Here is a 24,540-nt window from a genome sequence, read left to right on the forward strand (position 1 = left end):
ACGGAACACTCCATAACATTCCGGTCACGAACGAGGCGGACAACGGCCGATCGGCCCATACACCTACCTGGTTCGGTGATGCGGGTAGATCACAAGCGGGCCTACCTCCCGGCACCGGCGGCCGGGTCACCCACGCGGAGGCGTGTCGCCGCCCCGGAACTCGTCACGCCGGAATCGGTCGGCGAGTCGGCGGGCGCGGGTCCCACTCCGGTCCCGAAACCGCATGCTATGCGGGGCATCCCGGTGTCTTCTGGGGGCGTACCGCGCCGGGTGCCCGGGCCGGGACCATGGACCGGATGAAGTGGCCGATCTCGGCGATGGCCCGCCGGGATTCGGGCAGCAGATCGGCCGCGGCCTGGAACACGTGCACCTGGCGGTCCCAGATCTGCAGCTCGCAGTAGCTGCCGGCCTCGGTGAGCCGGTGGGCCATGGTTTCGGCGTCCGGCAGCAGCAGCTCGTCCGACCCCACCTGGATCAGCGTCGGGGGCATGCCGCGCAGATCGTGCTCGATCGGGCACAGCCGGGCCCGGGTGTAGGGGCTGGTCGCCCGGTGGGCTTCGAGGCGTCGGGCGAGTCGGGACAGTTCCGCCGCGGCGGTGGCGGGCAGGAGGGCGCACCGGTCCGCGTTGGGGTGTGCCAGTTTGCGGGCCGGATCCAACTCGGTCAGTGGGGAGAGCGCCACAACGGCTGCGGGGGCGGGCAGGCCCTCGTCACGGAGCCGCAGCGGCACCATGAACGACAGGTACCCGCCGGCGGAGTCGCCGGCGATCACGATCTGCTCGGGCCGGTAGCCGGTGGCCAGGAGCAGCCGGTACCCGTCGATGCTGTCGTCGATGGCGTCGTCGATCGTATGGGTGGGCAGCATCCGGTAGTCGACCATCAGCACCGGTGCCTGTGCCTCGGCGGAGATGCGCGAGACGAGGCGCCGGTGCGTGCGCAGGCCACAGCACAGAAACGCGCCGCCGTGCAGGTAGAGGACGACGCGGTCGGCACCGACGTCGCGGGCCTGGACCCAGAGCGCGCCGCAGTGCGGGAGCGTCGCGGGTCGGCACCGGGTGCCCTCGATCGGCGGCAGCAGGTTTCCGACGGATTCGATCAGGTTGGTCGGCCACGGCAGCCCGGACGCGCGCGCCCACAGTGAGAGCACAGGGCGCAGGGTCAGCTGGAGCGATCGCGCCAGCAGTTGCGCCTGCACGCTGGCTCCGGGGAAGTGCCGCCCACGCACCTGGGTGGGGCGAAGGGGGACTCCTGGCCCGTGCGGTGCGGCGCATCCGTCGAGATCGCCGGGTTCCGACGGTGGGGTGGTCGTCACGATGGTCCTCACATCAGTTCGTTCTTGCGCCCCCGGACGGGTCGGGCACGCGTGGGCCGGGGGACTATGCACGCTGCCGAGGTGGAGTCCGAGTCGGCGTGCACATATCTCCTGAGGCGTCGGCACACCGGCGGTGCCGACGTCGGGGTCTGGACACGGTGCCGGTCCGGGGGCGCACGCACCGACAAAGACTGCCGGGGCGATCGCGGCAGCTGCCCGATCGGCGCCCAGCGAGACCGGACGTACTGTTTCGGAGCATGGCGGTCTCGCCGGCCGGTGGGTCCGCTCGCGGCGTGGGCGTGCTGCAGACCGCTCGACCGCCGGAAGCGCTCATGCATACCGGGCAGCGGCCCGGACGGAGCCGTCGTGTGCAGCAGTTCGGTCCAGTGCGTTCCACGCGGTCCGGTAGCGCTTGTCGGTCATCTCGTCCGCGTCCGCGAGCAGGGCGTCCAACAGGGAGGAGGGATTGTTCTGCCAGCAGCGCACCGCCTCGGCGACGGCGCGGTTGGTGAACAGACCCGAGCGGGCCAGCGCAACCCGCCACTCGTCGAAGACGCCGCGATGGATCTGTTCGACGGTGTCGTAGTCGAATCCCTCGGCGACGAAATCGCGGGAGAACGCCGCCGTGACATAGTCCCCCCAGCCGGACGATTCTGCCGTCATCGGTGCGGGCCCCTTTCGTGCAGTCCACGCGACGGGTCCATTTCCGAAGGGCGACGACGAACGGTGTCGGCGCCACCAGGGAACCCGGCCTGCGCAGTGTGTGTCAGGGCGTATCGTTGCCCGCCGTGGGGCCCGAGGGCATCGGCCGAACGACCCGGAGGGATACCTGTTTCTCGCCGACGGAACTCTCGACCGGGGTGGGCGGCGGATCGTTCGCCCGCCCGAGGCCGGTTGGGTGCGCCCGCGGACCCGGAGGGAGCAGACAGGTGACACCGCCATCGACGGCCTGGGGGCGACAGCTGTCCCTGCCCCCGTTCATCACCATGGGCGGTCGCGATGAGGTGGGTGCTCCCGGCATTCCGCGGTGTGCACGTGCCGAAACCTCTCGAGGACCACCGGTTTCGGCTCGACGCCAGGCTTGCACCACGCGGACGGCGGCCACCCTCGTCGAGGATGCCGGCAGGCCTCCGGGCGGTGCCCGGTGGTCTCGGCCGTGACCGGACACGGTATCGGCATCGGCCGGGGCGAGCAGACCTGATCGACGCGCAGTGGTCGTGGTTGGCCCGCTGCTGCCCCGGGGGAGAAGGCGGGCCGCCCGCCGAAATGGACGAAACGCCAGCCCATCGACGGCATCCGGTGGCGGACCCGCACGGGTACCCCCTGGCGGGACGTCCCGGCCCGGTACGGACCGTGGCAGACGGTGTACGGGCTGTTCCGGCGCCGGCAGCGCGGCGGAGGGTGGGCACAGATCCTGACGGCGTTGCAGGCACTCGCCGACGCTGCCGGCGCGATCGTGTGGGACGTCGGCGTCGACTCGACCATCGCGCGGGCGCACCAGCATGCGGCCGGGGCCCGCGGGGACGGCGATCAGCAGATCGAGAGCCACCCGGCGGGGTGGTGACCGAACCGGAGGATCACGCGTGGGGACGGTCGCGTGGTGGGTGGCCCACCAAGACCCATCTGGCCTGCGAGCAGGGCCGCAAACCGTTGTCGAGCGTGGTCACCGCCGGTCAGCGGGGGCAGTTCGCAGTTCACCGCGGTTCTCGACGGGATCGGTGTGCCGCGGACCGGCCGCGGTCGGCCGCGTACCCGGCCGGATCGTGTGCTGGCCGACAAGGCATACAGCAGCACCGGAAATCGCGCCTACCTGCGTAAACGCGGTATCCGCGCGACCATTCCGGTCAAGTCCGATCAGGCTGCCCACCGGACGCGGAAGGGGTCGTCCGGTGGACGTCCGCCGGAGTTCGACACCGAGCACTACAAGCAGCGTCATGCTGTCGAGTGCGGTATCAACAAGCTCAAGCAGAACCGCGCGGTGGCAACCAGATTCGACAAACTTGCGGTCCGCTATACCGCCACCGTCCGAATCGCCGCCATCAATCAGTGGCTCCGGCCCGACCGCTGATGAAACACACCCTAGATGGCTGGTGTCGAACGGCGCCTCGAGGCGCCGGATCGCTCACCTTCGCCGGGCAGGATGACCGCCGATGGTCGGTGTGATGCCCGGGTGACGGCGTCAGCACTCGTCCACGGGTGTGCGTCATGACCGCAACGAGGAGCAGAACCGGCCCGTCGTCCGGATCAGGCGATGGCCACGGTCCACTGTCCTGCCCGGTGGGTGATTCCGAAGGTGGCCAGACGAGCGAGGTTGACCGCTGCAGCGAGCAGACCGAAGTCAGCGGCGATCTTCGTGGTGCCCCGGACACGTACTCGACGACCGCCGTGGCGGCGACGCATGAGATGACCGATCTTGCGTTCGACTTTGGGTCGGGTGGCCCGGTACTCGGTTTTCCAGAGCGGATCCTGTTGCCGGATACGTGCTGTGGCCAAGTGCTTCTCGTGTGGGCCGACTGTGATGGTGCGGCCGTCGGAGGCCGAGGTGCACTGCGCTCGCAACGGGCACCGGATGCAGGCGGCACCGAACGAGGCCGCCCCGGCCACGCGGGTGCCGGCCCGGGGCCGGATCGGCACGGTCTCCCCGGCCGGGCAGGTCACCGACATCGCGTCGAGGTCGATTCCGAACCGGTCCTTGGAGAAATGGCCCTTCACCGCAGGTGACGGCTGCACCTTCACTCCGTTGTGAATCCCATTGTCGTCCAAACATTTCAACAACTCTCCGGCACCGTATGCCGCGTCACCGAAGACACGCGTCTCGGCTTCGGCTTCGGCTTCGGCTTCGGCTTCGGCTTCGGCTTCGGCTTCGGCTTCGGCTTCGGCTTCGGCTTCGGAAGGCAGGATGTCGGCAAGCAGGCCCGCCGCGAACTCCGCGTCGCCGCCGTTGCCCGGTGTGACCTCGGTCGCGGTGATGATTTCACTGTCGGGATCGATGGCGATGTGACCCTTGTAACCGTCGAAACCGCGGGCCCGGGTCTTGTGGCCGTGGCGAGACTGCGGATCGACGGTGGAGATGACCCGGTCGGCGGCGACCCTGCGCACGATTCGGAACACCCCGTCGTCGTCGGCAGCGAGGTCCTGACCCAGCACGGTGGCCAGCAGCGTCGAGGCCCGCTCGACCGAGTCGTCGAGTTCGCGGCCGTCGAGATACGCCAACACGGCCAGACCGTCGCAGGCCCGGGAGTCGATCAACTGTGCGCGGGCTGCCTCGTCGTCCCAGTCGATGGACGGTTTGGCGGCACTGGCGTAGTCGTCACCGCTGGTGAGTACCGCTCGCAGCTGCTGCGCCAGGTTTGCATCGACGGCCGCGAGCAGCCCTCGAATCGCCGAACGGACCAGCGTGATCGTGTCCATCGTGGCGACCGCGTCGTACAGCGGAGTCGAGTCCAGCACCCGCTTGCGGCCGATCACCCCGGCCTGGTGGGCCACCTCGAGCACCGCCTCGAAGACCCTGTTCGGCCGAGTCGAACGGGCCAACCTGGCCCGCATGTCCACCAGCACCGTGTGCACGAATCCTGGATAGTCGAAGTCCAATCCACCTGCGGCGTACTTCCACCGAGCATCGAACGCGAACCGATCGACCGCCTCACGATCGGACAGGCCCTCGAGTCGTTGCAACACCATCACCACCGCCACGATCATCGGCGGCACGCTACGACGCCCGACATCGGTGAACAGGTCGGCGAACATCTCATCCGGGAACAACCGGAAGCATTCCCGGTGCAGTACACCGTAAATCGAGTCCTTTCCCACCCGGTCCTGGCAATACTCCACCGTCGAGCGGAGCAGACTCGACTGACCGGACACCCTACCCAGACTCACCCCTTCATTCTGCTCGAGCCGCCTCGATCAGCGCGGCAACGCCACGCGAAAAACACCAGCCATCTAGCGCTCGTCGTCGCCGGGCACGGCGTCTTCCCGTGCCTGGGACGGGAAGACCGAGTGCAGCGGATTGACCCCGCCCATCGCCCCGTGCCCGGGCACGCCGTGTTCGTAGGCGGATTCGGCGTGCAGGGCCAGGTCGATACCGGACGCCTCGTCCTCCTTACTGACCCGGAAGCCGAAGGTGCGGTCGATCAGCTTGCCGAGGCCGAAGGTCACGCCGAAGGCGTAGAGCCCCACCACCAGTACCGCGAGGACCTGCTTGCCGAGCTGCGCGAAGCCGCCGCCGTACAGCAATCCTTCCGGACCGTCGGTCATCACGGCGGTCGCGAGCACGCCGACGAGAACGGTGCCGACGATGCCGCCCATCAGGTGCACGCCGACGACGTCGAGCGAATCGTCGTAGCCCAGGCGGAACTTCCAGCCCACGGCGTACGAACAGACGATGCCGGCCACCGCGCCGACGACGAGCGCACCGAGAACATCGACGGTGCCGCACGCGGGGGTGATCGCCACCAGGCCGGCGACCACGCCCGAGGCGGCGCCGAACGTGGTGGGGTGCCCGTCGCGGCGCTGTTCGACGAACAGCCACCCGAGCATGCCGGTGCACCCGGCGACGAGCGTGTTGAGGAAGACCGCGGCGGCCTTGCCGTCGGCGGCCAGGGCGGAGCCGGCGTTGAATCCGAACCAGCCGAACCACAGCAGGCCCACGCCGAGCAGGACGATCGGGAGGTTGTGCGGCCGCATGGACTCGGAACGGAATCCCAGCCTTGGTCCGAGCACCAGTGCCAGGGCCAGACCGGACGCTCCGGAGACGGTTTCGACGACGAGTCCACCCGCGTAGTCGAGCACGCCGAGCCGTGCGATCCAGCCGTCGGGTCCCCAGACCCAGTGGGCGACAGGGACATACACGAGCAGTGCCCAGACAGGCACGAACAGCATCCAGGCGGAGAACTTGGCCCGGTCGGCGATCGCCCCGCTGACGAGGGCGGCGGTGATGATCGCGAAGGTCAATTGGAAGGTGGCGAACAGGAGTTCCGGTACCTGGCCGTGGACGGTGTCGGGCCCGATACCGCTCATCCCCAGGTGTGCGAATCCGCCGAGCACTCCGCCGCCGAGATCGTCGTCGAAGCTGAGCGTGTAGCCCGCGACGAGCCACGTGACCGTGACGAGCGGGATCGACACGAAGCTCATCATGATCATGTTGAGGACGCCGGTGGAGCGGACCATCCCGCCGTAGAACAGGGCGAGACCCGGGGTCATCAGCAGGACGAGGGCGGTGCTCGCCAGCAGCCACGCGGTGGCCCCGGCGTCGATCGTGGGTGACACGGCAGATTCTCCTCACGCGCACGGTTCTCGGTGCGCCGGGTATCCACGATGTGCCGGTCCGGTTTCTGCCACGCGGCGCGGGTGTTGCGAGCGAGTTACGGAAACGGTCATTTCGGACAAGTGGCCGCGAGGGTCTCCCGGTAGCCGCGCACGGGCGGTGCCGCGGAGCGGTGTTCGCGAGGTTCGCCCGCTACGGGACCGACGAGGTCGGCGGCCGGGGGCTCAGGTCTTCTTGCGGGGCGATCGGCGTCGTTTCGGGGCCGGCTTGGACTCCGGGATGTCTGCCGGACGGCCGGTCAGCGCCTCCACGACGGCGGCGAGATCCTCCGAAGACAGCTCGGGGGTCTCCTGCGGGGTGCGGCCCGCGGTGGCGGAGCGTGCCCTCGTTGCTGCGGTGTCGTCCATCGGTGTCCCTCTCGTCGCTCGGCGGCGTTCCCCGGATGACCGCCACGCTCACCGCACGCGCCATCCACCCGGCCAGCATGCCGGAAAGGTCCCGTTTTCGCAGCGGATGACGGCCGACACGCCCGGCGCGGATTCGGCCCGTGCAGCGCAGCGGCCTCCCGTGCCCCGGAACGGGGCGACGGGAGGCCGCTGCGCGTGTGGTGACTGGTCGGCGAGATTACCGGTGGTGGACCGTGCGGCGGCCGGTGACAGCCTTGACCAGGAACAGCAGGATCACCGCACCGAGGAGGCAGGTGAGGAAGCTGAAGATCAGGCCGCCGCCCGCCACATCGACACCGAAGAGCTTGAGCAGGAAGCCGCCGAGCAGACCGCCGATGACACCCACGACGATGTTCAGCAGGATGCCCTGTTGCTCGTCGGTCTTCATGATCTTGCTACCGATCCAGCCGGCGAGGCCGCCGATGATGATCCACCCGATGATTCCGAGTCCGAGCACGCTCCACTTCCCTTCGTTCGGGAATCTCGTCGATCCCCTCCGGTCTTCACCCGCCGTCGCCGGCGTGGTCACGACTTCGGTTACCCCGTAGGGCGAGGGACTACACCTCGGCGGAAAATTGTTCTCGTTCTGCGCCTTCCGCCGAGGTCCGTCAGCTGCAGTCCCGGCAGCGTGTCGTGCCGTCGTCGGACGGCGCGAGCCTGCTGTGGTGGTGGACCAGGAAACAGCTGTCGCAGACGAACTCGTCGTTCCGCCGGGGGACGACCGGGGCGGTGAGCTCCTCGCCGGACAGGTCGGCGCCGGGGAGTTCGAAGAACTCGGCGATGTCGCCGTCGTCCGGCTCCACGGTCTCGCTCACCGCCGGAAGCGTCGGGGCGGTCAGCTCGTCCGTGTCGAGCTCTTTACGGGTGTCGTAGTCGAGTGTCATGACCCTCCTCAGTCCTGGTCGCCGCCCGGCGACGGCACCAGCCGCGCGGTGCGATGTCTTCTTCGTGTCACCTTCCCGGCGGGTGCCGGTGAGGGCGACGCCGGGCCGTGATCGCCCTCCTGTACCCGGACCGGGGAGATACCAAACCACTGTGCCGGAACCGGTGGGCGATCCAGGCCGGCCGCCCGACCGGACGGGTGGTCTCGACGCGCGCGGGCCCCGGCTATCCGGTGTTCGGGATGGGCCCGACGGATGCGCCCGATGTTCCGAATTCCTCGATCACGTCCCACAATTCGTCGTCGGGGCCGACGTCGTAGGTGCAGGAGTCCGGCCGGGGATCGGGGACGAAGGCCCAGATGAGCGCCCCGGCGGTGCCGGCCGCCTTCTGTCCCTCGATTTTCGTCGCGATGTGCTCGGCGCGGTCGGCCGTGGCCCCGCACCAGCCCGCCGGCTCGCCGATTTCGGCCACCAGCAGCGGCTTGTCGATCTGCTGGGCCTGGGCGATGCGGCGCGCCAGGCCGTTCCACTGGTCGCCGGGCAACGGGATCCCGTCGGCGCCGTAGTCGTGGTACTGGACGACGTCCACGAAGGGGGACGACCCGACCAGCGCGTACTCGTCGCCCTGCGTGCCGCACTGCCCGCCGCCGGTGAGCCCCGCGGTGATCAGGGTGCGGGGATCGATCGCGCGGACCTGCGCCCCCGCCGTGTCGAAGAACCCGCGCAGGACGGCGGCCGCGTCCGGCGGGCACTGCCGCAGCCACCACGAGCACGCCGCGTCGGTGCACATGCTGGTCTCGGGTTCGCCGACGAGTTCCCATGCAGCCAGCGCCGGGGAGTCCTTCCACCGCGTCACCGCCGTCGTCACCCAGTCCCGGAAACTCAGCACGGCACGCTCGTGATCGACCGGCTCCGTCCATCCGTCGACATACCACTGCCGGTCCTTGAACGCCTCGTCCTCGCACGCGCCGTCCTGGGCGGCAAGGACCGGGATCACGAGTTGACCGTGGGCCTCCGCCGCGGCGAACACGGCGTCGAGCGGGGCGAAGTCGAGTTCGCCGGTGAACCGGTCGACGGCCAGGGCCTGGAAGGCGTTGAAGCGGGTGAGCGAATGCGGTGGCAGCGCGCCGAAGTACGCATCCAGATCGACCATGGCGCCGCAGCCCCAGTTCACCGCCCAGTTCGTGCCCAGCTGGTAGGCGTTGAAGCCGGTCGGCCACCAGGGCTGCCCGTCGAGGCGCAGCGCCGTGCCGTCGGTGGTGACCCGCGCGCCCGGATCCGGATCGGCGGCGGCGGTGCCGGCCGTGCCGATCGTCGCCGCGGCGACGATCGAGAGACCCACCGCCCACGCCTTTGCCGTGCTCCCCGATCCCATGGAGGAACTGTACTGGCGCGGAGCCGGATCGGCTGCGCATGCGAACCGCGCGACACCGCCGCGTTAGCACTCAGGCTCGGTGAGTGCTAATCTGTGCTGCGTAGCAGCCGGGCCGACGAGTGAGGTTGATCCAGGAGTAGATGCCGTGTCCCGTATCTGTTCCCGGTCGCATCGAGCGGTGGTCGCCGGACCGTCACCCATCCCGGAATTCTTGTCCTGCAGAAGGTTCCGTACGACCCCGCCACCGGATGCTGCGCACCGTTCCGCCATCGCCGACGAGGATCCGAAAGACCATGTCCGTCCTGCAGACTCCCTTCCGCTCCGGACCGCACCGTTCCCGCCTCGAACTCCCCGCGCTGTCGACGCTGCGTGAGGCGGTCGAGGACCAGGGGGCCGATCTGGCGCTGATGCTCGGCGCCCTGTCGATCGTGACCTTCTGGACGTTCGGCTTCGGGATTCTGCTCGGTGCGGCGGCCATCGGGACCGGCATCGCCGCCACCCGCCGGCCCGCCGTGTTCACCGACGAGGAGAAGTCCCTCGACGCTCTCGTCGGCATGCTCACCGGCATCTTCGGCATCCTCGCGGGCGTGGTGTTCCTCAGCTGGGCGCTGCCCAACCTCTGAGGCACCTGCCTCGGTCAGCGAGGCGCGGACGCCGGCGCGGCCATGAAGCGGTGGAGGAAGGCCTTCACCGAATCCGGTGTCACCGTCGACGCCGCCGCCATCGCCTTGGACATGGGGGAGCTGGCCACCACCTTCCGTTTGCCCTTCAGCATCGCCTCATAGCCCTTGCGGGCGACCTTCGCAGGGTCGTCCTTGGGGCCGCGGGCGATCGGCGCGTCCGCCATCCCGGCCTTGCGGAAGAACGGGGTGTCGGTCGCTCCGGGCATCAGCGCGGTGACGGTGACCCCGGTCCCGCGCAGCTCCTCGTGCAGCCCCTCGGAGAACGACTGCAGGAACGACTTGGAGGCGTTGTAGACGACCTGGTACGGGCCGGGCATCTCCGAGACCACCGACGACGTGATCAGCACGCGCCCGGTGCCGCGCCCGGCCATGCCGTCGAGGACGTACTTGGCCAGATGCACGGTCGAGCGCACGTTGACGTCCACCACCTCGAGCTGGTCGTCGAGGCCGGTGTCCACGAACAGGCCACCCTGCCCGGTGCCGGCGTTGAGCGCAGCGGCGGCCAGTGGCCGGCCGGTCGCCGTCACGGCGGTGCACACCTCCTCCACGCCCGTCGCCGTCCGGAGGTCGGCGCGCACCGGAATCACGGCGGCGCCGGTGGCGGCGAGAGCGCGGGTGGCGTCGTCGAGGGCATCGGAGCGGGCCACCAGGATGAGGTCGTATCCGTCCCGGCCGAACAGTCGGGCGAGTTCCAGGCCGATGCCGCTCGACGCTCCGGTCACCAGGGCCAACGGTCGTGTTTCGGTCATGGCCCCGGATACCCGCATCACTCCGCCGCAACCACGCGGCCGGGGTGTCGGTCGGCGCCGGTAGTCTCGGCGCGTGGCCCTCTACCGTAAGTACCGACCGGCGACCTTTGCCGAGGTGGTGGGTCAGGAGCACGTCACCGAGCCCCTGAGCATCGCCCTCGACGCAGGTCGCATCAATCACGCGTATCTGTTCTCGGGCCCGCGCGGCTGTGGCAAGACCTCCTCGGCCCGGATCCTGGCCCGCTCCCTGAACTGCGCGGAGGGCCCCACGTCGGCCCCGTGCGGGACGTGCCGGTCCTGCGTGGCGCTCGGCCCCGGCGGTGGCGGCAACCTCGACGTCATCGAGCTCGACGCCGCCAGCCACGGCGGCGTCGACGACACCCGCGAACTACGCGACCGTGCCTTCTACGCGCCGGCCGAGTCGCGGTACCGCATCTTCATCGTCGACGAGGCCCACATGGTCACCACGCAGGGCTTCAACGCCCTGCTCAAGATCGTCGAGGAGCCGCCGGAGCACCTGATCTTCGTGTTCGCCACCACCGAACCGGAGAAGGTGCTGCCGACGATCCGCTCGCGCACCCACCACTACCCGTTCCGGTTGCTGCCGCCCCCCGTCATGCGCGGGCTGCTCGAGAAGATCTGCACGCAGGAGAACGTGCCGGTCGAGGACGCCGTCTACCCACTGGTGATACGTGCGGGCGGCGGTTCGCCGCGCGACTCGCTGTCGGTGATGGACCAGCTCCTCGCCGGCGCCGGCGAGGAGGGCGTGACCTACAGCCGTGCACTCTCGCTGCTCGGCGTCACCGACGTCGCCCTCATCGACGAGGCCGTGGACGCCCTCGCCGCCGGCGACGGTGCGGGTCTGTTCGGGACCGTCGAGAAGGTGATGGATGCCGGCCACGACCCGCGACGGTTCGCGGTCGACCTGCTCGAGCGGCTCCGGGATCTCATCCTGATGCGATCGGTGCCCGACGCCGCCGATCGCGGTCTCGTCGACGCCCCGGGCGACGTGCTGGAGCGGATGCGGGAGGAAGCCGACCGGATCGGTCCCGCCACCCTGACCCGGTACGCGGAGATCGTGCACTCCGGTCTGGGAGAGATGCGCGGTGCCACGGCCCCGCGCCTGCTCCTCGAGGTGATGTGCGCGCGGATGCTGCTGCCCGCCGCCTCGGGTTCGGAATCGGCTGTGCTGCAACGCCTCGAGCGTCTCGAAAGTGGGATCGCGGCCCCGCAGGGCGCCGCCCCGCGGGCCGTCGCTCCGGCGCCGGCCGCGCCCACGCCGCCGATCGCCCCCGACGAGCCGGCCGCCCGTTTCCAGCGACCCTCGCAGCGACGAGCCGCACCGTCCTCGGTCGCGCCCGTCCCCGAGCCTGCGGCCGAGCCGGCCCCCGTTCCACCGGCGGAGTCACGACCGGCCGCCGCGGCGCCGGCGCCCGTGCCACCGCCGACGCCCGCCCCACCGCCGACGCCCGTCCCACCGGCGCGCGAACCGGAGCCTGCACCGCGCCCCGTCGTGCAGGAACCGGAGCCTGCACCGCGCCCCGTCGTGCAGGAACACGAGCCGCCCGCACCGCGACCCGCGCCGGAACCCCAGCCGGAGCCGGCGCCCGCCCCCGCCCCCGCCCCCGGGCCCGCCCCCGCCGCCGGGCCCGACGCCGCCGCCGTCCGCGCGGTATGGTCCGAGGTCCGTACCAAGGTCCGCGAGCGCAGCCGCACCGTCGAGGTCATGCTGTCCGGCGCCACGGTCCGCAGCGTCGAAGCGGGCCGCATCGTGCTCGGTCACGATTCGGCCCCCCTGGTCAAGAGGCTCGTCGAACCGCGCAACGCCGCGGTGATCGCCGACGCCCTGCGGGCGGTGTTCGGGGTGGACTTCGAGGTGACCTGCGTGCAGGGCGCTGCGACACCCCCCACCGCCGCGAAACCGGCCCCGGCGCAGGCGGGGTCGCGCCCTTCCGGTCAGCCTCGGTTCTCCCGGCCCAGCCAGGCCCGGCAGGCCCAGCCCGCCCCGCAACCGCGCGTGACGTCCCCCGGCGCGCCCCCGGTTCCGTCGCGTCCCGAGGTCGACGACATCCCGCCGCCCGAGGCGCCGGACTACCCGGACGACCCCGGTCCCGAGCCGGACTACGAGCCGCCGCGGATCAGCCCCGCCGACGTCACCCCCGAGGACGAGGAAGAGATGTTCGCCGAGGCCGCCACCCCGGGCGACCCGTCGACGCGGCGCGAACCGGAGGACGTGGCGATCGAGTTGCTGCAGGACATCCTGGGCGCGAAGAAGATCAGCGAGTGAGCACGAAAGATCGGTAAGTTGACCGATTGTCGGCGTGATCGCCGGGTTCCTATGGTCGAGCCACCTCAACCGGAACCCCGCGATTCACGGAGACAACCATGACCGATACCCTTTCCTGGCTCAGTGCAGCCGAACTCGCGACCGACGTTCGCCGAGGACAGATCAGCGCGAGCGAAGTCGCGGCGCACTTCGTGCGGCGCGTGGACAACGTCAACCCGGCGATCAACGCGATCGTCGACTTCGATCGCGAACAGGTCCTGGCGGACGCGCGCGCACTGGATGCGAAACTGGTCGGCGGCGAGTCCGTCGGACCTCTGCACGGAGTGCCGTTCACGATCAAGGATCTGACGGCCGTGGCGGGCCGGCCCCTGACGTTCGGCATGGTGCCGATGAAGGACAACATCGCCGAGCACGACGCGGTGATCGTTCGGCGGCTGAAGGCCGCAGGCGGTCTCTACCTGGGCAAGACCAACACACCGGAGAGCGGGTACTACGGCGGCACGGACAACCACCTGTTCGGTCCTACCCACAATCCGTGGAAGCGCGGATACAGCGCGGGAGGTTCCAGCGGCGGAGCCGCCGCCGCCGTCGCGGCCGGTCTCGGCCCGCTGGCCGAAGGCAGCGACGGGGCGGGGTCGGTGCGCATTCCTGCGTCGCTCTGTGGCGTGGTCGGGCTCAAGCCCTCGACCGGGCGGGTGCCGCAGACCATTCTGGGTGGTCGCTTCTACCATTGGGCCTACCACGGTCCGATCACCCGCACGGTCGAAGACAATGCCCTCATGCTCGGTGTCGTCGCCGGACCCGACGAATCCGATCCGCTCAGTCTGCCGGCCTCGGACACCGACTACGTCGCCGAGACGAAGAAGGACATCGCCGGGTGGCGTATCGCGTGGTCACCGGATCTCGGCTTCGCAGAGGTGGATCCGGAGGTGGCGGCGATCTGCGCGCAGGCCGTTCGGGCGTTCGAGGACCTCGGTGCCCGGGTCGAGGAGGCGACGCCCGGCTGGGGAGATCCGGAAGAAGCGATGTGGCACGGCATCTGGGTTCCCGGTTTCGCGGCCGAACACGACATGATCGACTGGGACGAGTGGCAGGGCCAGGTCGACGACAATCTCGTCGAATTGATGCGTGAAGGAGAGCGTCTCACAGGTGTCGATGTCGGGCGGGCGGACCTGTTCCGTGGCCGGATGTGGGATACGTTCTCGTCGTTCATGCAGGACTACGACCTGCTGGTCTCGCCCACGCTGTGTGAAGCGGCCCATCCGCTGGGACAGTTCGCTCCCGGCCGGCTGGCGGGCGCGGCTCTGCGCTCCCAGCTGCTCGGCTGGCTGATGACCTATCCGTACAACATGCTGACGACCCCGGCCGTCACCGTCCCTGCCGGATTCACGTCGGACGGACGTCCGGTCGGACTGCAGATCGCGGGACGGCTCCACGCCGACGCTGCGGTACTGCGCGCAGCGGCGAACTTCGAACGCGCTCACCCCTGGGCGGACCGCATCCCGGAACTGTGACCGGGCGGGGAAACGGGCACACGAGAGGGAAAATATCTGCCCGGTAACATGATTCGGCTCCACTGGACACTGGGTTCGACTATCGTCGAGCAATGGTCGTACCCGTGTTCAGTGGACTGGTCTCGGTGTTGCTGAGAGAGAACGCCGTCGACCGCATGGCCGGACTCACCCGGTACATGACCGATCAGCTCGACTGCGCGGCGGCTGCCGTGACACGCGTGGCGGGCGGTCGGCACGCGGTGGTGGCCAGCCGTGGCTACGACGACCGGACCCTGGACTACCTCGTCACCGATTTCGTCGACAAGGATCCGGGCATGCAGGCGGTTCGGGCCGAGCCCTCCGCGATACTGACCTGGCGGGACATCCCGTCGTATCGTCAGACCTACTCGGTGCGCGAAGTGTTCGTCCCTGCCGGATTCTCCGAAGGCACCTCCGTCGTTCTGACGTCCCCCACCGGCGTGGCGGTGGGGGCTCTGCACGTCAGTGTGGCGCGCGATTCGGTCCCCCACGGGGTCAAGACGACGCTGAGCGATGCCCGGGAGTACGCCGCCTGGTCGGTGGACACGCTCACGCGGCAGGAAGAGGTGGCCCTCACCCCACGAGAACACGAAGTTCTCGAACTGGTGATCGCCGGCCTGTCCAACCGCGAGATCGCGCAGCGAATGCAGCTGTCGCGCAGCACGGTCAACACTCATGTGGAGCATCTGCTGCGCAAATTGAAGGCCCCCAACCGGGTCGGTGCGGTGGTGCGCGCGGTCCGGCTCGGTCTGGTGTCGAATCGGGATCCGTGGGCGCAGCCCACGTAGCAGCCCGCTCCGGGCCGGCGGCGGGACCCCGATATGGACGTCCCGTTCAGGTGAGCAGGGGCACGAGTTGCTGCGCGTGCTCTCGGAGTGAGTCGAGGTGGCGCAGCAGCAGGTGCTGATGGTCGATGCTGCCGGACAGGACCAGGCCCGCGACGAGGGTGCCGGTGGCGGAGCGGACGGGAACGGCGAGGCACGCGGAGTCGTCGCGCAGTTCGCCGAGCTGGGTGGCGAAGCCCCGGTCGCGGATCTCCCCGAGGTGACGGAGCAGGTCGCTGCGCACGACGATCGTGCGGCCGGTGAGGGCATGGGGTTCCCACCGGGGGAGGACGGTGTCGAGGTCGATCTTCTCGGCGAGCAGCAGCTTGCCGACGGCGCTCGCCTGGAGGTGCCGATTGAGGAGGGCCTCGTCGGCGCGGGGTGGATATTCGGGGTCGGCGTCGGCAAGGCGGAGCGCCGTGTCGGTGTAGTAGAACAGGTGGACGCCGAAGCGGACGGTCAGCCGAAGTTCGGTGAGAAGGTTACGTGCGGCTGTGCAGACGGTGGGGACGACGGCCGCGTCGACCAGTATGCCGATCTTGCGCCCGAGTGCGAAGCCGGACAGATCGGGTAGCCGGACGACGTAGCCTTCTCCGGCGAGCAGGTTCAGGAGCCGATAGGTGGTCGCCGGCGGGAGGGAGAGGTGTGCGGCGATGTCCTTGGCGGTGACCCCGGCCCCGGCCCGGGCGACTTCCTCGAGGACACGCAGGGCGCTGATCACCGCTTTCGGCTGCCGCCCCGACAGGGTTCCGTCCACGGGGCTCACCGCCGCACCTGCCAGGGGCGGTGCCGGCCGAGCAGATCGGCGGCGACGGTCTCGTCGTAGACGCCTATCCGGTCCGCGACGTCCGGGGCGCGCCGCACCCGGACCGCGAGCAGCGCGCCTCCGAGGAGCATCAGGACCGCGTATACGGCGGTCATTGCGCCCGCCACGTAGATCCCCGACGCAGCCGCCCACACGATCAGCGCCACCAGGCACGTGGCGGTGAGCGCGCCGATGACCAGCGGCAGGCGGGTCAGCTCGCCGATCCGGCGCAGGAACGCGGGCGTAGCGACGCAGAGGAGGATGTAGGCGAGGACGTACCCGTGCGCCGAGAGGGCCAGCAGCCCGATCAGGACGTCGCGGTTCGAGCCGGTCGCCGCCAGAAAGACGACGGGCACGACAACGACGACAGGCATCGCGACGGCCAGGGCGACGTGCGGCGTGTGGAACCGGGCGTGGGCACGGCCGACGACCGCCGGGGCGACGCCCTCGCGGCCCATCGCGAACAGGGTGCGCGACAGCGCGGTGGTGGAGCCCATGACGCACGCGAACCACGACGCGGTGATTCCGAGCTCCATCAGGACCGACAGCACCGCCGAGCCGCTCCCGGCGGTGTCCGGGAGGGTGAGCACGATCCGGAGCGAACCGACTCCTTCCCTGGCGGACTCCGGCAGCTGCATCGTCGCGGCGAACACGTAGAGCGCCGCGAGCACGACCGGCGTCCACCTGATCGCGCGGGGCACGCTGATCAGCGGGCTGTGGGCTTCACGTGCCACCGTTCCGGCGCTCTCGAAGCCGACGAACGAGGTGATCGCCAGCAGGAGCGCGAAGCCGATCGCGGATTCCGAACCGGTTCCGGTCGGCGCCGAGGGCGGGTCGCCGTCCCGGACGGACACGGCGAACGCGATCACCAGGACGACCGATGCGGCGACGATGGCGAACGCCTCGACGCCCAGCATGATGCGGGCGGAGAGCTGGACGCCGCGGACCATCAGCAGCAGCGCGACGGCGCCGACGACGCCGACGAGCACTGCACTCGTCGCCGCTCCGGCCGGCAACCCGATCCGTTCGAGCAGCGACGCCAGATAGCTCGCTGCCCCCACCGTGCTGGCCATGGCGGCGGCCGCGTAGCCGATCAGCAGCGACCATCCCCCGGCGAAGCCGAGGCGGGGGCCGAGACCCTTCACCGTGTAGCTGTACAAGCCGCTGACCGCGACCATGCGGGTGGCGAACTGCCCGATGCAGTATCCGACGGCAGCCATCAGGACGGCCGCCGCGACGAACACCGGGATCGCCGCCCGCCCGGCTTCGGGGATGACGAGAGCCGGCAGGGTGACCATCACCGCGGACGGGGCGACGGCCGAGACGGACTGTGCGAGCACCTCGAAGAACGTGAGGCGTCCGCGCTCGAGGCCGGCCACCGGCGAACTACTTCGGATCTGTGGTGTACCGGACACCTTGCACCTGCTTCCACACTCGCCAGGGGACGTCGAGCGTCTGCCGCCGGACGATCCCGTGGGGTGCACGGTAGCGCAGGCACGCAGTGCGCTGCACCGATCGCACATCAATTTTCGGTCACTCGAATGAGAACGACGGGCCGTCCGGCGCCCGATCGGGCGGGGCCGGCGGTGCTCGTGCTGCCGTCACCTGGGCTGCGGTCGAGAAGTCGAACGAGAATCGGGAAACGGTCTGGGCCGCAGTCGAATGAGAATCGGACACCGCGTAATTTCCATCCGGAATCGGGGGTGACTCCCGCCACATCGTGTGGTTATCGTGGGTTCGGGTCACAGCGACGGATACCGGCGGTTCTGCGTCGAAACGACTGTACCCGAGTCTTTTTCGCTATCTCTCACGAGTCGGAGACATCATGACTGCAGTTGCGCAATCCGCCACCGGCCTGCTTCCGGAGGTGGTCGACTTCCTCTCGTCGCCGAAGCAGATGCTGATCGGCGGCCGGTGGGTCGAGTCGGCCTCGGGCCGGCGGTTCGACACGGTCGACCCCGCCACCGGGCAGGTGCTGACCACGGTGCCGCACGGCGGCGCCGAGGACGTCGACCGGGCCGTCGCCGCTGCCCGCCGGGCGTTCGAGGAGGGGCCGTGGCGGCGCCTGACCCCGGCCGAGCGCCAGCGCATCCTGTGGCGGATCGGCGAGGGCATCCTGGCCCGGGCGGACCAGTTCGCCCAGCTCGAGTCCCTGGACAACGGCAAGTCGGTGGTCGTCGCGAAGGCGGTCGACGTCACCTGGGCGGCCGAGATCTTCTTCTACTACGCCGGTTGGGCGACCAAGATCGAGGGCCGCACCGTCCCGGTGTCGGTTCCGTGGGCTCCGGGCGCACGTTTCCACGCGTTCACCAGCCGCGAGCCGGTGGGGGTGTGCGCCCAGATCGTGCCGTGGAACTTTCCGCTGGTGATGGCCGCCTTCAAGCTCGCCCCTGCGCTGGCGTGCGCGAACACGCTGGTGCTCAAGCCTGCGGAGCAGACCCCGCTCACCGCCCTGCTGCTCGCCGAAGTCGCCGCCGAGGCCGGGGTGCCCGACGGCGTCGTCAACGTGGTCACGGGCTTCGGGGACGCGGGTGCGGCCCTGTCGGCCCATCACGACGTCGACAAGGTCGCCTTCACCGGCTCGACCGAGGTCGGCAAGAAGATCGTGGGCGCCGCCGCCGGGAACCTGAAGAAGGTCTCGCTCGAACTCGGCGGCAAGAGCCCCCAGGTCGTCTTCGCGGACGCCGACCTCGAGGCCGCGATCCCCGGTGTCGCCGGCGGATTCCTGTTCAACCACGGCCAGGCGTGCACCGCCGGGACGCGGTTGCTGGTGGAGGATCGCATCTTCGACGAATTCACCCAGGGCGTAGCGGAATTCGCCCGGTCGCAGAAGATCGGTCCAGGACTCGATCCCGCCAGCGATATCGGTCCGCTGATCTCCGAGGAGCAACTCGGCAAGGTGACCGGTTACCTCCGCGCCGGCCTCGAGGACGGGGCTCGTGCCCTGACCGGAGGAAAGCGCCACGGCGACAGTGGCTTCTACGTCGAGCCGACGCTCCTCGTCGACGTGCGCAGCGATTTCGGTGTGTACCGGGAGGAGATCTTCGGCCCGGTCACCGTCGCGGTGCCCTTCAACCGGGAGGAGGGAGTTCGTGCCGCCGCCAACGACACCCCCTACGGGCTCGCGGCGAGCGTCTGGACGCGGGACGTCTCCCGGGCCCACGAGGTCGCCGCCGAGATCAAGGCGGGCACGGTCTGGATCAACTGCCACAACGCGTTCGACACCGCACTGCCCTTCGGGGGATACAAGCAGTCGGGCTGGGGGCGGGAACTCGGTGAGGGGGCCCTGGCGGAGTACACCCAGACCAAGTCGGTCAACATCGCACTGTGACCGGTCGGGGCGGTGCCCGGCACTGTGTGGGCACCGCCGTCCGTACCCCTGCCGGGCCGAACGAGAACCCGGCCCCCCGCCCTTCTCGTTTGCCGTCGACGAACCGTGACGCCGCGGTGACCGCACCGACAACGTCCGGGCGCACGCTTCTTCCGGCGGTCGGCACCGACATCGCCGGCGCACTCCCTCTCCCGAAAGTCGAAGCACCGATGACCCTCAACGCTCGCGCACACGAACCCCCCACCCACCGGTTGTCCGGCAGCCTCGGCCCCGGCGCCGTCGTCTTCATGGTGGTCGCGGCCGCGGCCCCGCTGACCGTGATCGCCGGCACGGTCCCACTCGGTATCTCCGCCGGAAACGGGGCCGCGTACCCCGCCTCGTACATCGTCTGCACGGTGGTCCTGCTCTTCTTCGCCGTCGGCTTCACCGCGATGGCGAAGCACGTGCCCGGGGCGGGGGCGTTCTACACCTTCGTCACCCACGGACTCGGCCGGCACGTCGGACTGGGTTCCGCGTTCCTGGCGCTGCTGTCCTACACCGCGGTGCAGGGTGCCGTCTACGGATACCTCGGCGCGGCCCTCGGCGACTTCGTGACCTCGCACGGCGGTCCCGAGTTGCCCTGGTATCTCTGGGCTCTGATCGTTCTGGTGGCGGTCGCGATTCTCGGCTACCGCCACATCGACCTGTCCGGAAAGGTCCTCGTGGTCCTGCTGCTCTGCGAGGTCGGCATCGTGCTGGTGATCGATGCAGCGGTGATCGCCCGTGGCGGAGCGGAGGGTCTTTCCACCGCCGCGCTACGCCCCTCCGAGTTCTTCTCGGGCGCACCGGGAATCGCCCTGATCTTCGCTGTCGCCGGCTACATCGGCTTCGAGGCGACCGCGGTCTTCCGTGACGAGGTGCGCGATCCGGCCCGGACCATTCCGCGGGCCACCTATCTCGCCCTGGTGGTCATCGGTGGCTTCTATGCGCTGTCGAGCTGGGCGCTGGTCAGCGCGTGGGGCGACGAGGGCGCCGTCGTCCTGGCCACCGAGAACCCCGAGGGCATGATCATCGAGACCGCGACCCGCTACGTGGGAGCGGCGGCGGGGGATGTCGTGCAGGTGCTCCTCGTCACCAGTCTCTTCGCGGCCCTGCTGTCCTTCCACAACGTGCTCTCGCGCTACATCTTCTCGCTCGGCAACAGCGCGGCACTGCCGGCGCGATGCGGCCGCTCGCACGTACGCCATGCCTCGCCCTACGTGGCCTCGATCGTGCAGACGGTCTCGGCCTTGGTTCTCGTCGTGGCCTCGGCCGTCGGCGGACTCGATCCCGTCACCGAGGTCTTCGCCTGGTTCGCCGGTGTCGCGTCCGTCGGCGTGCTCGCCCTGATGGCGCTGACGTCGATCGCCGTCCTCGTCTTCTTCCGGCGATCCCGGGCCGACACCCGGCCGTGGCCCACGCTGATCGCGCCGGTGCTGGGTCTCGCGGGGCTGAGCGCTCTGCTCGCGATGACGATCGCGAACCTGCCGCTGCTCGTGGGCGGATCCGGCACCCTCGCCGCCGTCGTCGGCGTGCTTCTCGCCGGGGCGTTCGCGGGCGGAACGGCCGTGGCCGTTCTCCGCCCCGACGCTGCACGACATCACCACCATTCCGGCGGCGTCGCGCCCGCCGCCACGACCGAAACCGAGATCGACAAGGAGATCGCCCGATGAGCACTGCCACCACGAAGTTCACCGAAGCGGCATCGACGCCCGCACCGGACCACCCGCTCACCCCTCTGACCGCCGACGAGATCACCGCCGTCAAGGAAACGGTATCGGCGGCGGGGCTGGTAACCGAGCACGTCCGGTTCGTCTACGTCGGGCTCGAGGAACCGCACAAGTCGACGGTCCTGGCGTTCAGGCCGGGGGAGCACATCGAGCGCCGTGCCCGCGTCCTTCTCCTCGACCGTGCGACCGGGGCGGGCTCCGATCACGTCGTGTCCGTCACCGAACGCAGGATCCTCAGCACCGTCGCCGTCGACGCCGCCACCGAAGGGCATGTCCCGATCCTCGACGAGGAGTTCGAGGACATCGAATCGTTCCTCCTGTCCAGCTTCGACTGGATTGCGGCGATGGCTGCGCGCGGCATCGATCCGGAGAAGGTGCGCGCGGTTCCGCTGTCGGCCGGGGTGTTCGGGCACGAGGACGAGGTGGGGCACCGGATCGTCCGCGTGCTCGCGTTCCACCAGGAGGACGAGGCCGACCTGCCCTGGGCACATCCGATCGACGGGGTGGTCGCCTACGTCGACCTCACCGAGCAGCGCGTGGTGAAGGTCGTCGACGAGATCACCCTTCCCGTGCCGGCCGAACGCGGCGAATGGGACGCCGCTCCGCATGCGAGGCCGGCCCGCACCGACCTCAAGCCGATCGAGATCACCCAACCCGAGGGGCCCAGCTTCTCGGTCGAGGGCAATCGGATCACCTGGGCGGACTGGACGTTCCGGTTCGGGTTCGACGTACGCGAGGGCCTGACCCTGCACCAGTTGTCGTTCTCCGACGACGGCGTGCAGCGGCCGGTGATCTACCGCGCATCCATCGCCGAGATGGTCGTGCCCTACGCCGACCCGTCGCCGGTGCGGTACTGGCAGAACTACTTCGACCAGGGCGAATACCTGTTCGGCCGCTACACCAACTCGCTGGAACTCGGGTGCGACTGCCTCGGCGAGATCCGGTACTTCGACGTCACCATCGCCGACGAGAAGGGCGACCCGCGGGTGATGAAGAACGCGATCTGCCTCCACGAGGAGGACTACGGCGTCCTCTGGAAGCACACGGACATGTTCAACGGCATGACCGAGACCCGCCGGTCGCGCCGGCTCGTGATCTCCTTCTTCCTCACCATCGGCAACTACGACTACGGCTTCTACTGGTACCTCTACCTGGACGGCACCATCGAACTCGAAGCCAAGGCCACCGGCATCGTCTTCACCTCCGCCTACCGCGGCGAGGACGGGTTCGCCACCGAGATGGCGCCCGGGCTCGGTGCGCCGTTCCACCAGCACCTCTTCAGCGCCCGCCTGGACATGGCGGTCGACGGCAACGTCAACACGGTCGAGGAGGTCGACGCCGTGCCCGAACCGATGGGACCGGACAACCCGTGGGGTAACGCGTTCCGCTGCCGCAAGACCACCCTCACCACGGAGGCCGACGGGCAGAGGCTGGCCGACAACACCAAGGCGAGGGTCTGGCACATCACCAACCCGACCAAGCAGAACCGGCTCGGGCGGAACGTCGGATACGCACTGCACCCGGAAGGTCAGCCCGTGCTGCTGGCGGATCCGTCGAGTTCCATCGCCGCCCGCGCCGCGTTCGCCACCAAGCATCTGTGGGTCACGCGGTACGACCCGGCGCAGCGTTATCCGGCCGGTGACTTCGTCAACCAGCATCCGGGACAGGCGGGACTGCCGACATTCGTTGCCGGCAACCGGAACATCGAGGGCGAGGACCTGGTGCTGTGGCACACCTTCGGGCTCACCCACTTCCCGCGCCCGGAGGACTGGCCCGTGATGCCCGTCGACTACGCCGGGTTCACGCTGAAGCCGGTCGGGTTCTTCGACCGGAACCCGGCCCTCGACGTTCCGGCCGGCACGTCGAAGCACTGCTGCACGGACTGACGGGCATGTCCACCACGGTTCCGGAAGCCGCCCGCCGCACCACCACCACGTGGTGCGGCCGGGCGGCCGCCGCCCTCGCCGTGTCGGCGGCCGTCCTGCACGCCGGCTCGCTCGCGGAGCACACCCCGTCGCCCGGGTCGGCGGCCCTGACCCTCGTCATGGTCGCCGGATGCCTCTACTGCGCCCGTCACCTGTGGATGCGCGGAGACCAGCGGGACTGGATCCTGGTCACCGTCATGAACGTCGCGATGATCATGGTGCACCTGACCACCATGAGCCCGGGCCGGGCCGCGGGCGGCCACCACGGGCACGCTGTGCCTCCGGTCGCCGGTGCAGCGGCGGGCGCCTCGATTCCCCCTCTCATGGCGGCCGCGCTGGCGGTCGCGGCCGCGGAGGTCCTCCTTGCCGTGAGCGTCGTGTTCCACCGCACCCGGCGGGGGATGGACCCGGCGACCGCAGCGGCGCGGCCGAGGTGGAGCGGCACACTGTCCACATGAACATCCGGTTCCGGCGCGGATCGCTCGTCGTCGCGGCGTCGATCCTGGTCGTGACGGCCTGTGGTTCCGGCCCGCCCGACGAGCCGCCCGAAGCCACCGCGACGAGCAGTCCGACGTCGGAACCGGCGACCACGCCGCCCGGGCCCCCCGTCCCCGGCGCCGGGGCCCTCCGCGACCGTCCCCGTTCCGCCGTCCGGTCCGGAGCCGACGCCGGTGCCTCCGGCCGGTGTACCTGCCGCCCTGCGCGGCATCGACCTCGAACGGATTCCCACCGAGGAGAAGGTGGTGGCGTTGACCTTCGACGGTGGAGCCTCCGACACCGCGGTCTCCCGCATTCTCGCCACGCTCGCCCGCTACGCCGTCCCGGCGACGTTCTTCGTCACCGGTGATTTCGCGCGGACGTATCCGGACCGGGTCCGCGCCGTCGCCGCCGCCGGGCACGCGGTGGGAAACCACAGCAACACCCACCCCTCCTATCCGGATCTGACCGACGAGCAGATCAGGGCCGACCTCGCGGCGGCCGAGAACGCGATCACGGCACTGACGGGTCGCCCGGCCGTGCCGTTGTTCCGGTTTCCCTTCGGTGCTCGCACCGACGCCGACATCCGCGTCGTCAACGGTGCCGGCTACGTGCCCGTGCGCTGGACCGTGGATTCGCTCGGCTGGAAAGGCACGAGCGGTGGTCTCGACGCCGCGGCGGTGACCGAGCGGGTCCTCGCCGCGGCCGCGCCCGGCCAGATCGTTCTGATGCACGTGGGCGCGAACCCCGACGACGGCACGACCCTGGACGCCGATGCGCTGCCGGCGATCATCGACGGTCTGCGGACGCGGGGTTACGGTTTCGTGGATCTGGCCGATGTCGTCCGCTAGGCCCCCCGAGTTGCACCGCATCCGCGTGTTCGATTTGCGGACTTCACG

22 protein-coding genes and 1 pseudogene are annotated in these 24,540 nt (G+C 69.9%); 12 read left to right on the forward strand and 11 right to left on the reverse strand.

Annotated features, from left to right (window positions below):
• Window positions 1-226 precede the first annotated feature (226 nt).
• Window positions 227-1,312 (reverse strand): alpha/beta hydrolase, encoded by a 1,086-nt coding sequence (locus tag HFP48_RS02335; RefSeq protein WP_029547111.1) that lies wholly within the window; start codon window positions 1,310-1,312, stop codon window positions 227-229.
• A gap of 330 nt (window positions 1,313-1,642) precedes the next feature.
• Complete coding sequence (locus tag HFP48_RS02340; protein WP_006943112.1) at window positions 1,643-1,975, reverse strand: hypothetical protein; 333 nt, start codon at window positions 1,973-1,975, stop codon at window positions 1,643-1,645.
• 622 nt (window positions 1,976-2,597) lie between these two features.
• On the opposite strand from HFP48_RS02340, the pseudogene HFP48_RS31435 reads away from it, so the two are divergent.
• From HFP48_RS31435 to HFP48_RS31445, 3 genes and pseudogenes are all read left to right on the forward strand, one after another.
• Window positions 2,598-2,666, forward strand: a pseudogene (locus tag HFP48_RS31435) (hypothetical protein); the annotation flags it as partial.
• 9 nt (window positions 2,667-2,675) lie between these two features.
• On the forward strand, window positions 2,676-2,876 hold the full coding sequence (locus tag HFP48_RS31440) for a hypothetical protein (protein WP_246872502.1): 201 nt from the start codon (window positions 2,676-2,678) through the stop codon (window positions 2,874-2,876).
• Window positions 2,877-3,077: 201 nt separating this feature from the next.
• On the forward strand, window positions 3,078-3,380 hold the full coding sequence (locus HFP48_RS31445) for a transposase (protein ID WP_348983356.1): 303 nt from the start codon (window positions 3,078-3,080) through the stop codon (window positions 3,378-3,380).
• A 176-nt stretch (window positions 3,381-3,556) separates the two neighbouring features.
• On the opposite strand, the gene HFP48_RS02350 is transcribed toward HFP48_RS31445, so the two are convergent.
• From HFP48_RS02350 to HFP48_RS02375, 6 genes are all read right to left on the reverse strand, one after another.
• Window positions 3,557-5,191: an IS1182 family transposase gene (locus HFP48_RS02350; RefSeq protein WP_246872504.1), complete on the reverse strand. Its 1,635-nt coding sequence runs from the start codon at window positions 5,189-5,191 to the stop codon at window positions 3,557-3,559.
• A 63-nt stretch (window positions 5,192-5,254) separates the two neighbouring features.
• Window positions 5,255-6,580 (reverse strand): ammonium transporter, encoded by a 1,326-nt coding sequence (locus tag HFP48_RS02355; protein ID WP_168578957.1) that lies wholly within the window; start codon window positions 6,578-6,580, stop codon window positions 5,255-5,257.
• A gap of 222 nt (window positions 6,581-6,802) precedes the next feature.
• The gene (locus tag HFP48_RS02360; RefSeq protein WP_168578958.1) at window positions 6,803-6,985 is read right to left on the reverse strand and encodes a hypothetical protein; all 183 of its coding nucleotides are present in this window, start codon (window positions 6,983-6,985) and stop codon (window positions 6,803-6,805) included.
• Between the two features lie 217 nt (window positions 6,986-7,202).
• On the reverse strand, window positions 7,203-7,481 hold the full coding sequence (locus HFP48_RS02365; protein WP_006943117.1) for a GlsB/YeaQ/YmgE family stress response membrane protein: 279 nt from the start codon (window positions 7,479-7,481) through the stop codon (window positions 7,203-7,205).
• 151 nt (window positions 7,482-7,632) lie between these two features.
• The gene (locus HFP48_RS02370; RefSeq protein ID WP_006943118.1) at window positions 7,633-7,908 is read right to left on the reverse strand and encodes a DUF4193 family protein; all 276 of its coding nucleotides are present in this window, start codon (window positions 7,906-7,908) and stop codon (window positions 7,633-7,635) included.
• A gap of 223 nt (window positions 7,909-8,131) precedes the next feature.
• Window positions 8,132-9,280, reverse strand: coding sequence for a beta-mannosidase (locus HFP48_RS02375; RefSeq protein WP_168578959.1), 1,149 nt, complete (start codon window positions 9,278-9,280; stop codon window positions 8,132-8,134).
• 293 nt (window positions 9,281-9,573) lie between these two features.
• Between HFP48_RS02375 and HFP48_RS02380 the strand changes: the two genes are divergently transcribed.
• On the forward strand, window positions 9,574-9,903 hold the full coding sequence (locus tag HFP48_RS02380; RefSeq protein ID WP_072634029.1) for a hypothetical protein: 330 nt from the start codon (window positions 9,574-9,576) through the stop codon (window positions 9,901-9,903).
• A gap of 14 nt (window positions 9,904-9,917) precedes the next feature.
• Here the strand turns inward: HFP48_RS02380 and HFP48_RS02385 are convergent, their stop codons facing one another.
• The gene (locus tag HFP48_RS02385; RefSeq protein ID WP_044476307.1) at window positions 9,918-10,712 is read right to left on the reverse strand and encodes an SDR family NAD(P)-dependent oxidoreductase; all 795 of its coding nucleotides are present in this window, start codon (window positions 10,710-10,712) and stop codon (window positions 9,918-9,920) included.
• 73 nt (window positions 10,713-10,785) lie between these two features.
• Between HFP48_RS02385 and HFP48_RS02390 the strand changes: the two genes are divergently transcribed.
• The 3 genes from HFP48_RS02390 (at window position 10,786) to HFP48_RS02400 (ending at window position 15,319) form a co-directional block, all read left to right on the forward strand.
• Window positions 10,786-12,999, forward strand: coding sequence for a DNA polymerase III subunit gamma and tau (locus HFP48_RS02390; protein ID WP_168578960.1), 2,214 nt, complete (start codon window positions 10,786-10,788; stop codon window positions 12,997-12,999).
• A 98-nt stretch (window positions 13,000-13,097) separates the two neighbouring features.
• Window positions 13,098-14,513, forward strand: a complete 1,416-nt coding sequence (locus HFP48_RS02395; RefSeq protein ID WP_168578961.1) for an amidase family protein — start codon at window positions 13,098-13,100, stop codon at window positions 14,511-14,513.
• Between the two features lie 92 nt (window positions 14,514-14,605).
• Window positions 14,606-15,319: a response regulator transcription factor gene (locus HFP48_RS02400; protein WP_168578962.1), complete on the forward strand. Its 714-nt coding sequence runs from the start codon at window positions 14,606-14,608 to the stop codon at window positions 15,317-15,319.
• A 46-nt stretch (window positions 15,320-15,365) separates the two neighbouring features.
• On the opposite strand, the gene HFP48_RS02405 is transcribed toward HFP48_RS02400, so the two are convergent.
• Both HFP48_RS02405 and HFP48_RS02410 read right to left on the reverse strand, forming a co-directional pair.
• A complete protein-coding gene (locus HFP48_RS02405; protein ID WP_029547119.1) occupies window positions 15,366-16,121 on the reverse strand; it encodes an IclR family transcriptional regulator C-terminal domain-containing protein in 756 nt (251 codons plus the stop codon).
• Window positions 16,118-17,575, reverse strand: a complete 1,458-nt coding sequence (locus HFP48_RS02410; RefSeq protein WP_006943132.1) for an APC family permease — start codon at window positions 17,573-17,575, stop codon at window positions 16,118-16,120. Before HFP48_RS02410 ends, HFP48_RS02405 begins: the two co-directional genes overlap by 4 nt.
• 410 nt (window positions 17,576-17,985) lie before the next feature.
• On the opposite strand from HFP48_RS02410, the gene HFP48_RS02415 reads away from it, so the two are divergent.
• From HFP48_RS02415 to HFP48_RS02435, 5 genes are all read left to right on the forward strand, one after another.
• The gene (locus HFP48_RS02415) at window positions 17,986-19,491 is read left to right on the forward strand and encodes an aldehyde dehydrogenase family protein (protein ID WP_168578963.1); all 1,506 of its coding nucleotides are present in this window, start codon (window positions 17,986-17,988) and stop codon (window positions 19,489-19,491) included.
• 209 nt (window positions 19,492-19,700) lie between these two features.
• Window positions 19,701-21,182: an APC family permease gene (locus tag HFP48_RS02420; protein ID WP_168578964.1), complete on the forward strand. Its 1,482-nt coding sequence runs from the start codon at window positions 19,701-19,703 to the stop codon at window positions 21,180-21,182.
• Window positions 21,179-23,125 carry a primary-amine oxidase gene (locus HFP48_RS02425; protein ID WP_006943139.1) on the forward strand — a complete coding sequence of 649 codons (1,947 nt, stop codon included), beginning with the start codon at window positions 21,179-21,181 and terminating at the stop codon, window positions 23,123-23,125. The genes HFP48_RS02420 and HFP48_RS02425 overlap by 4 nt, the downstream gene beginning before the upstream one ends.
• Before the next feature lie 5 nt (window positions 23,126-23,130).
• Window positions 23,131-23,622: a hypothetical protein gene (locus HFP48_RS02430; protein ID WP_050034461.1), complete on the forward strand. Its 492-nt coding sequence runs from the start codon at window positions 23,131-23,133 to the stop codon at window positions 23,620-23,622.
• A gap of 213 nt (window positions 23,623-23,835) precedes the next feature.
• Window positions 23,836-24,492 (forward strand): polysaccharide deacetylase family protein, encoded by a 657-nt coding sequence (locus HFP48_RS02435; RefSeq protein WP_246872505.1) that lies wholly within the window; start codon window positions 23,836-23,838, stop codon window positions 24,490-24,492.
• Window positions 24,493-24,540: the final 48 nt, after the last annotated feature.

Source organism: Rhodococcus sp. DMU1, from assembly GCF_012272955.1.
GTDB classification, from domain to species: domain Bacteria; phylum Actinomycetota; class Actinomycetes; order Mycobacteriales; family Mycobacteriaceae; genus Rhodococcus; species Rhodococcus aetherivorans.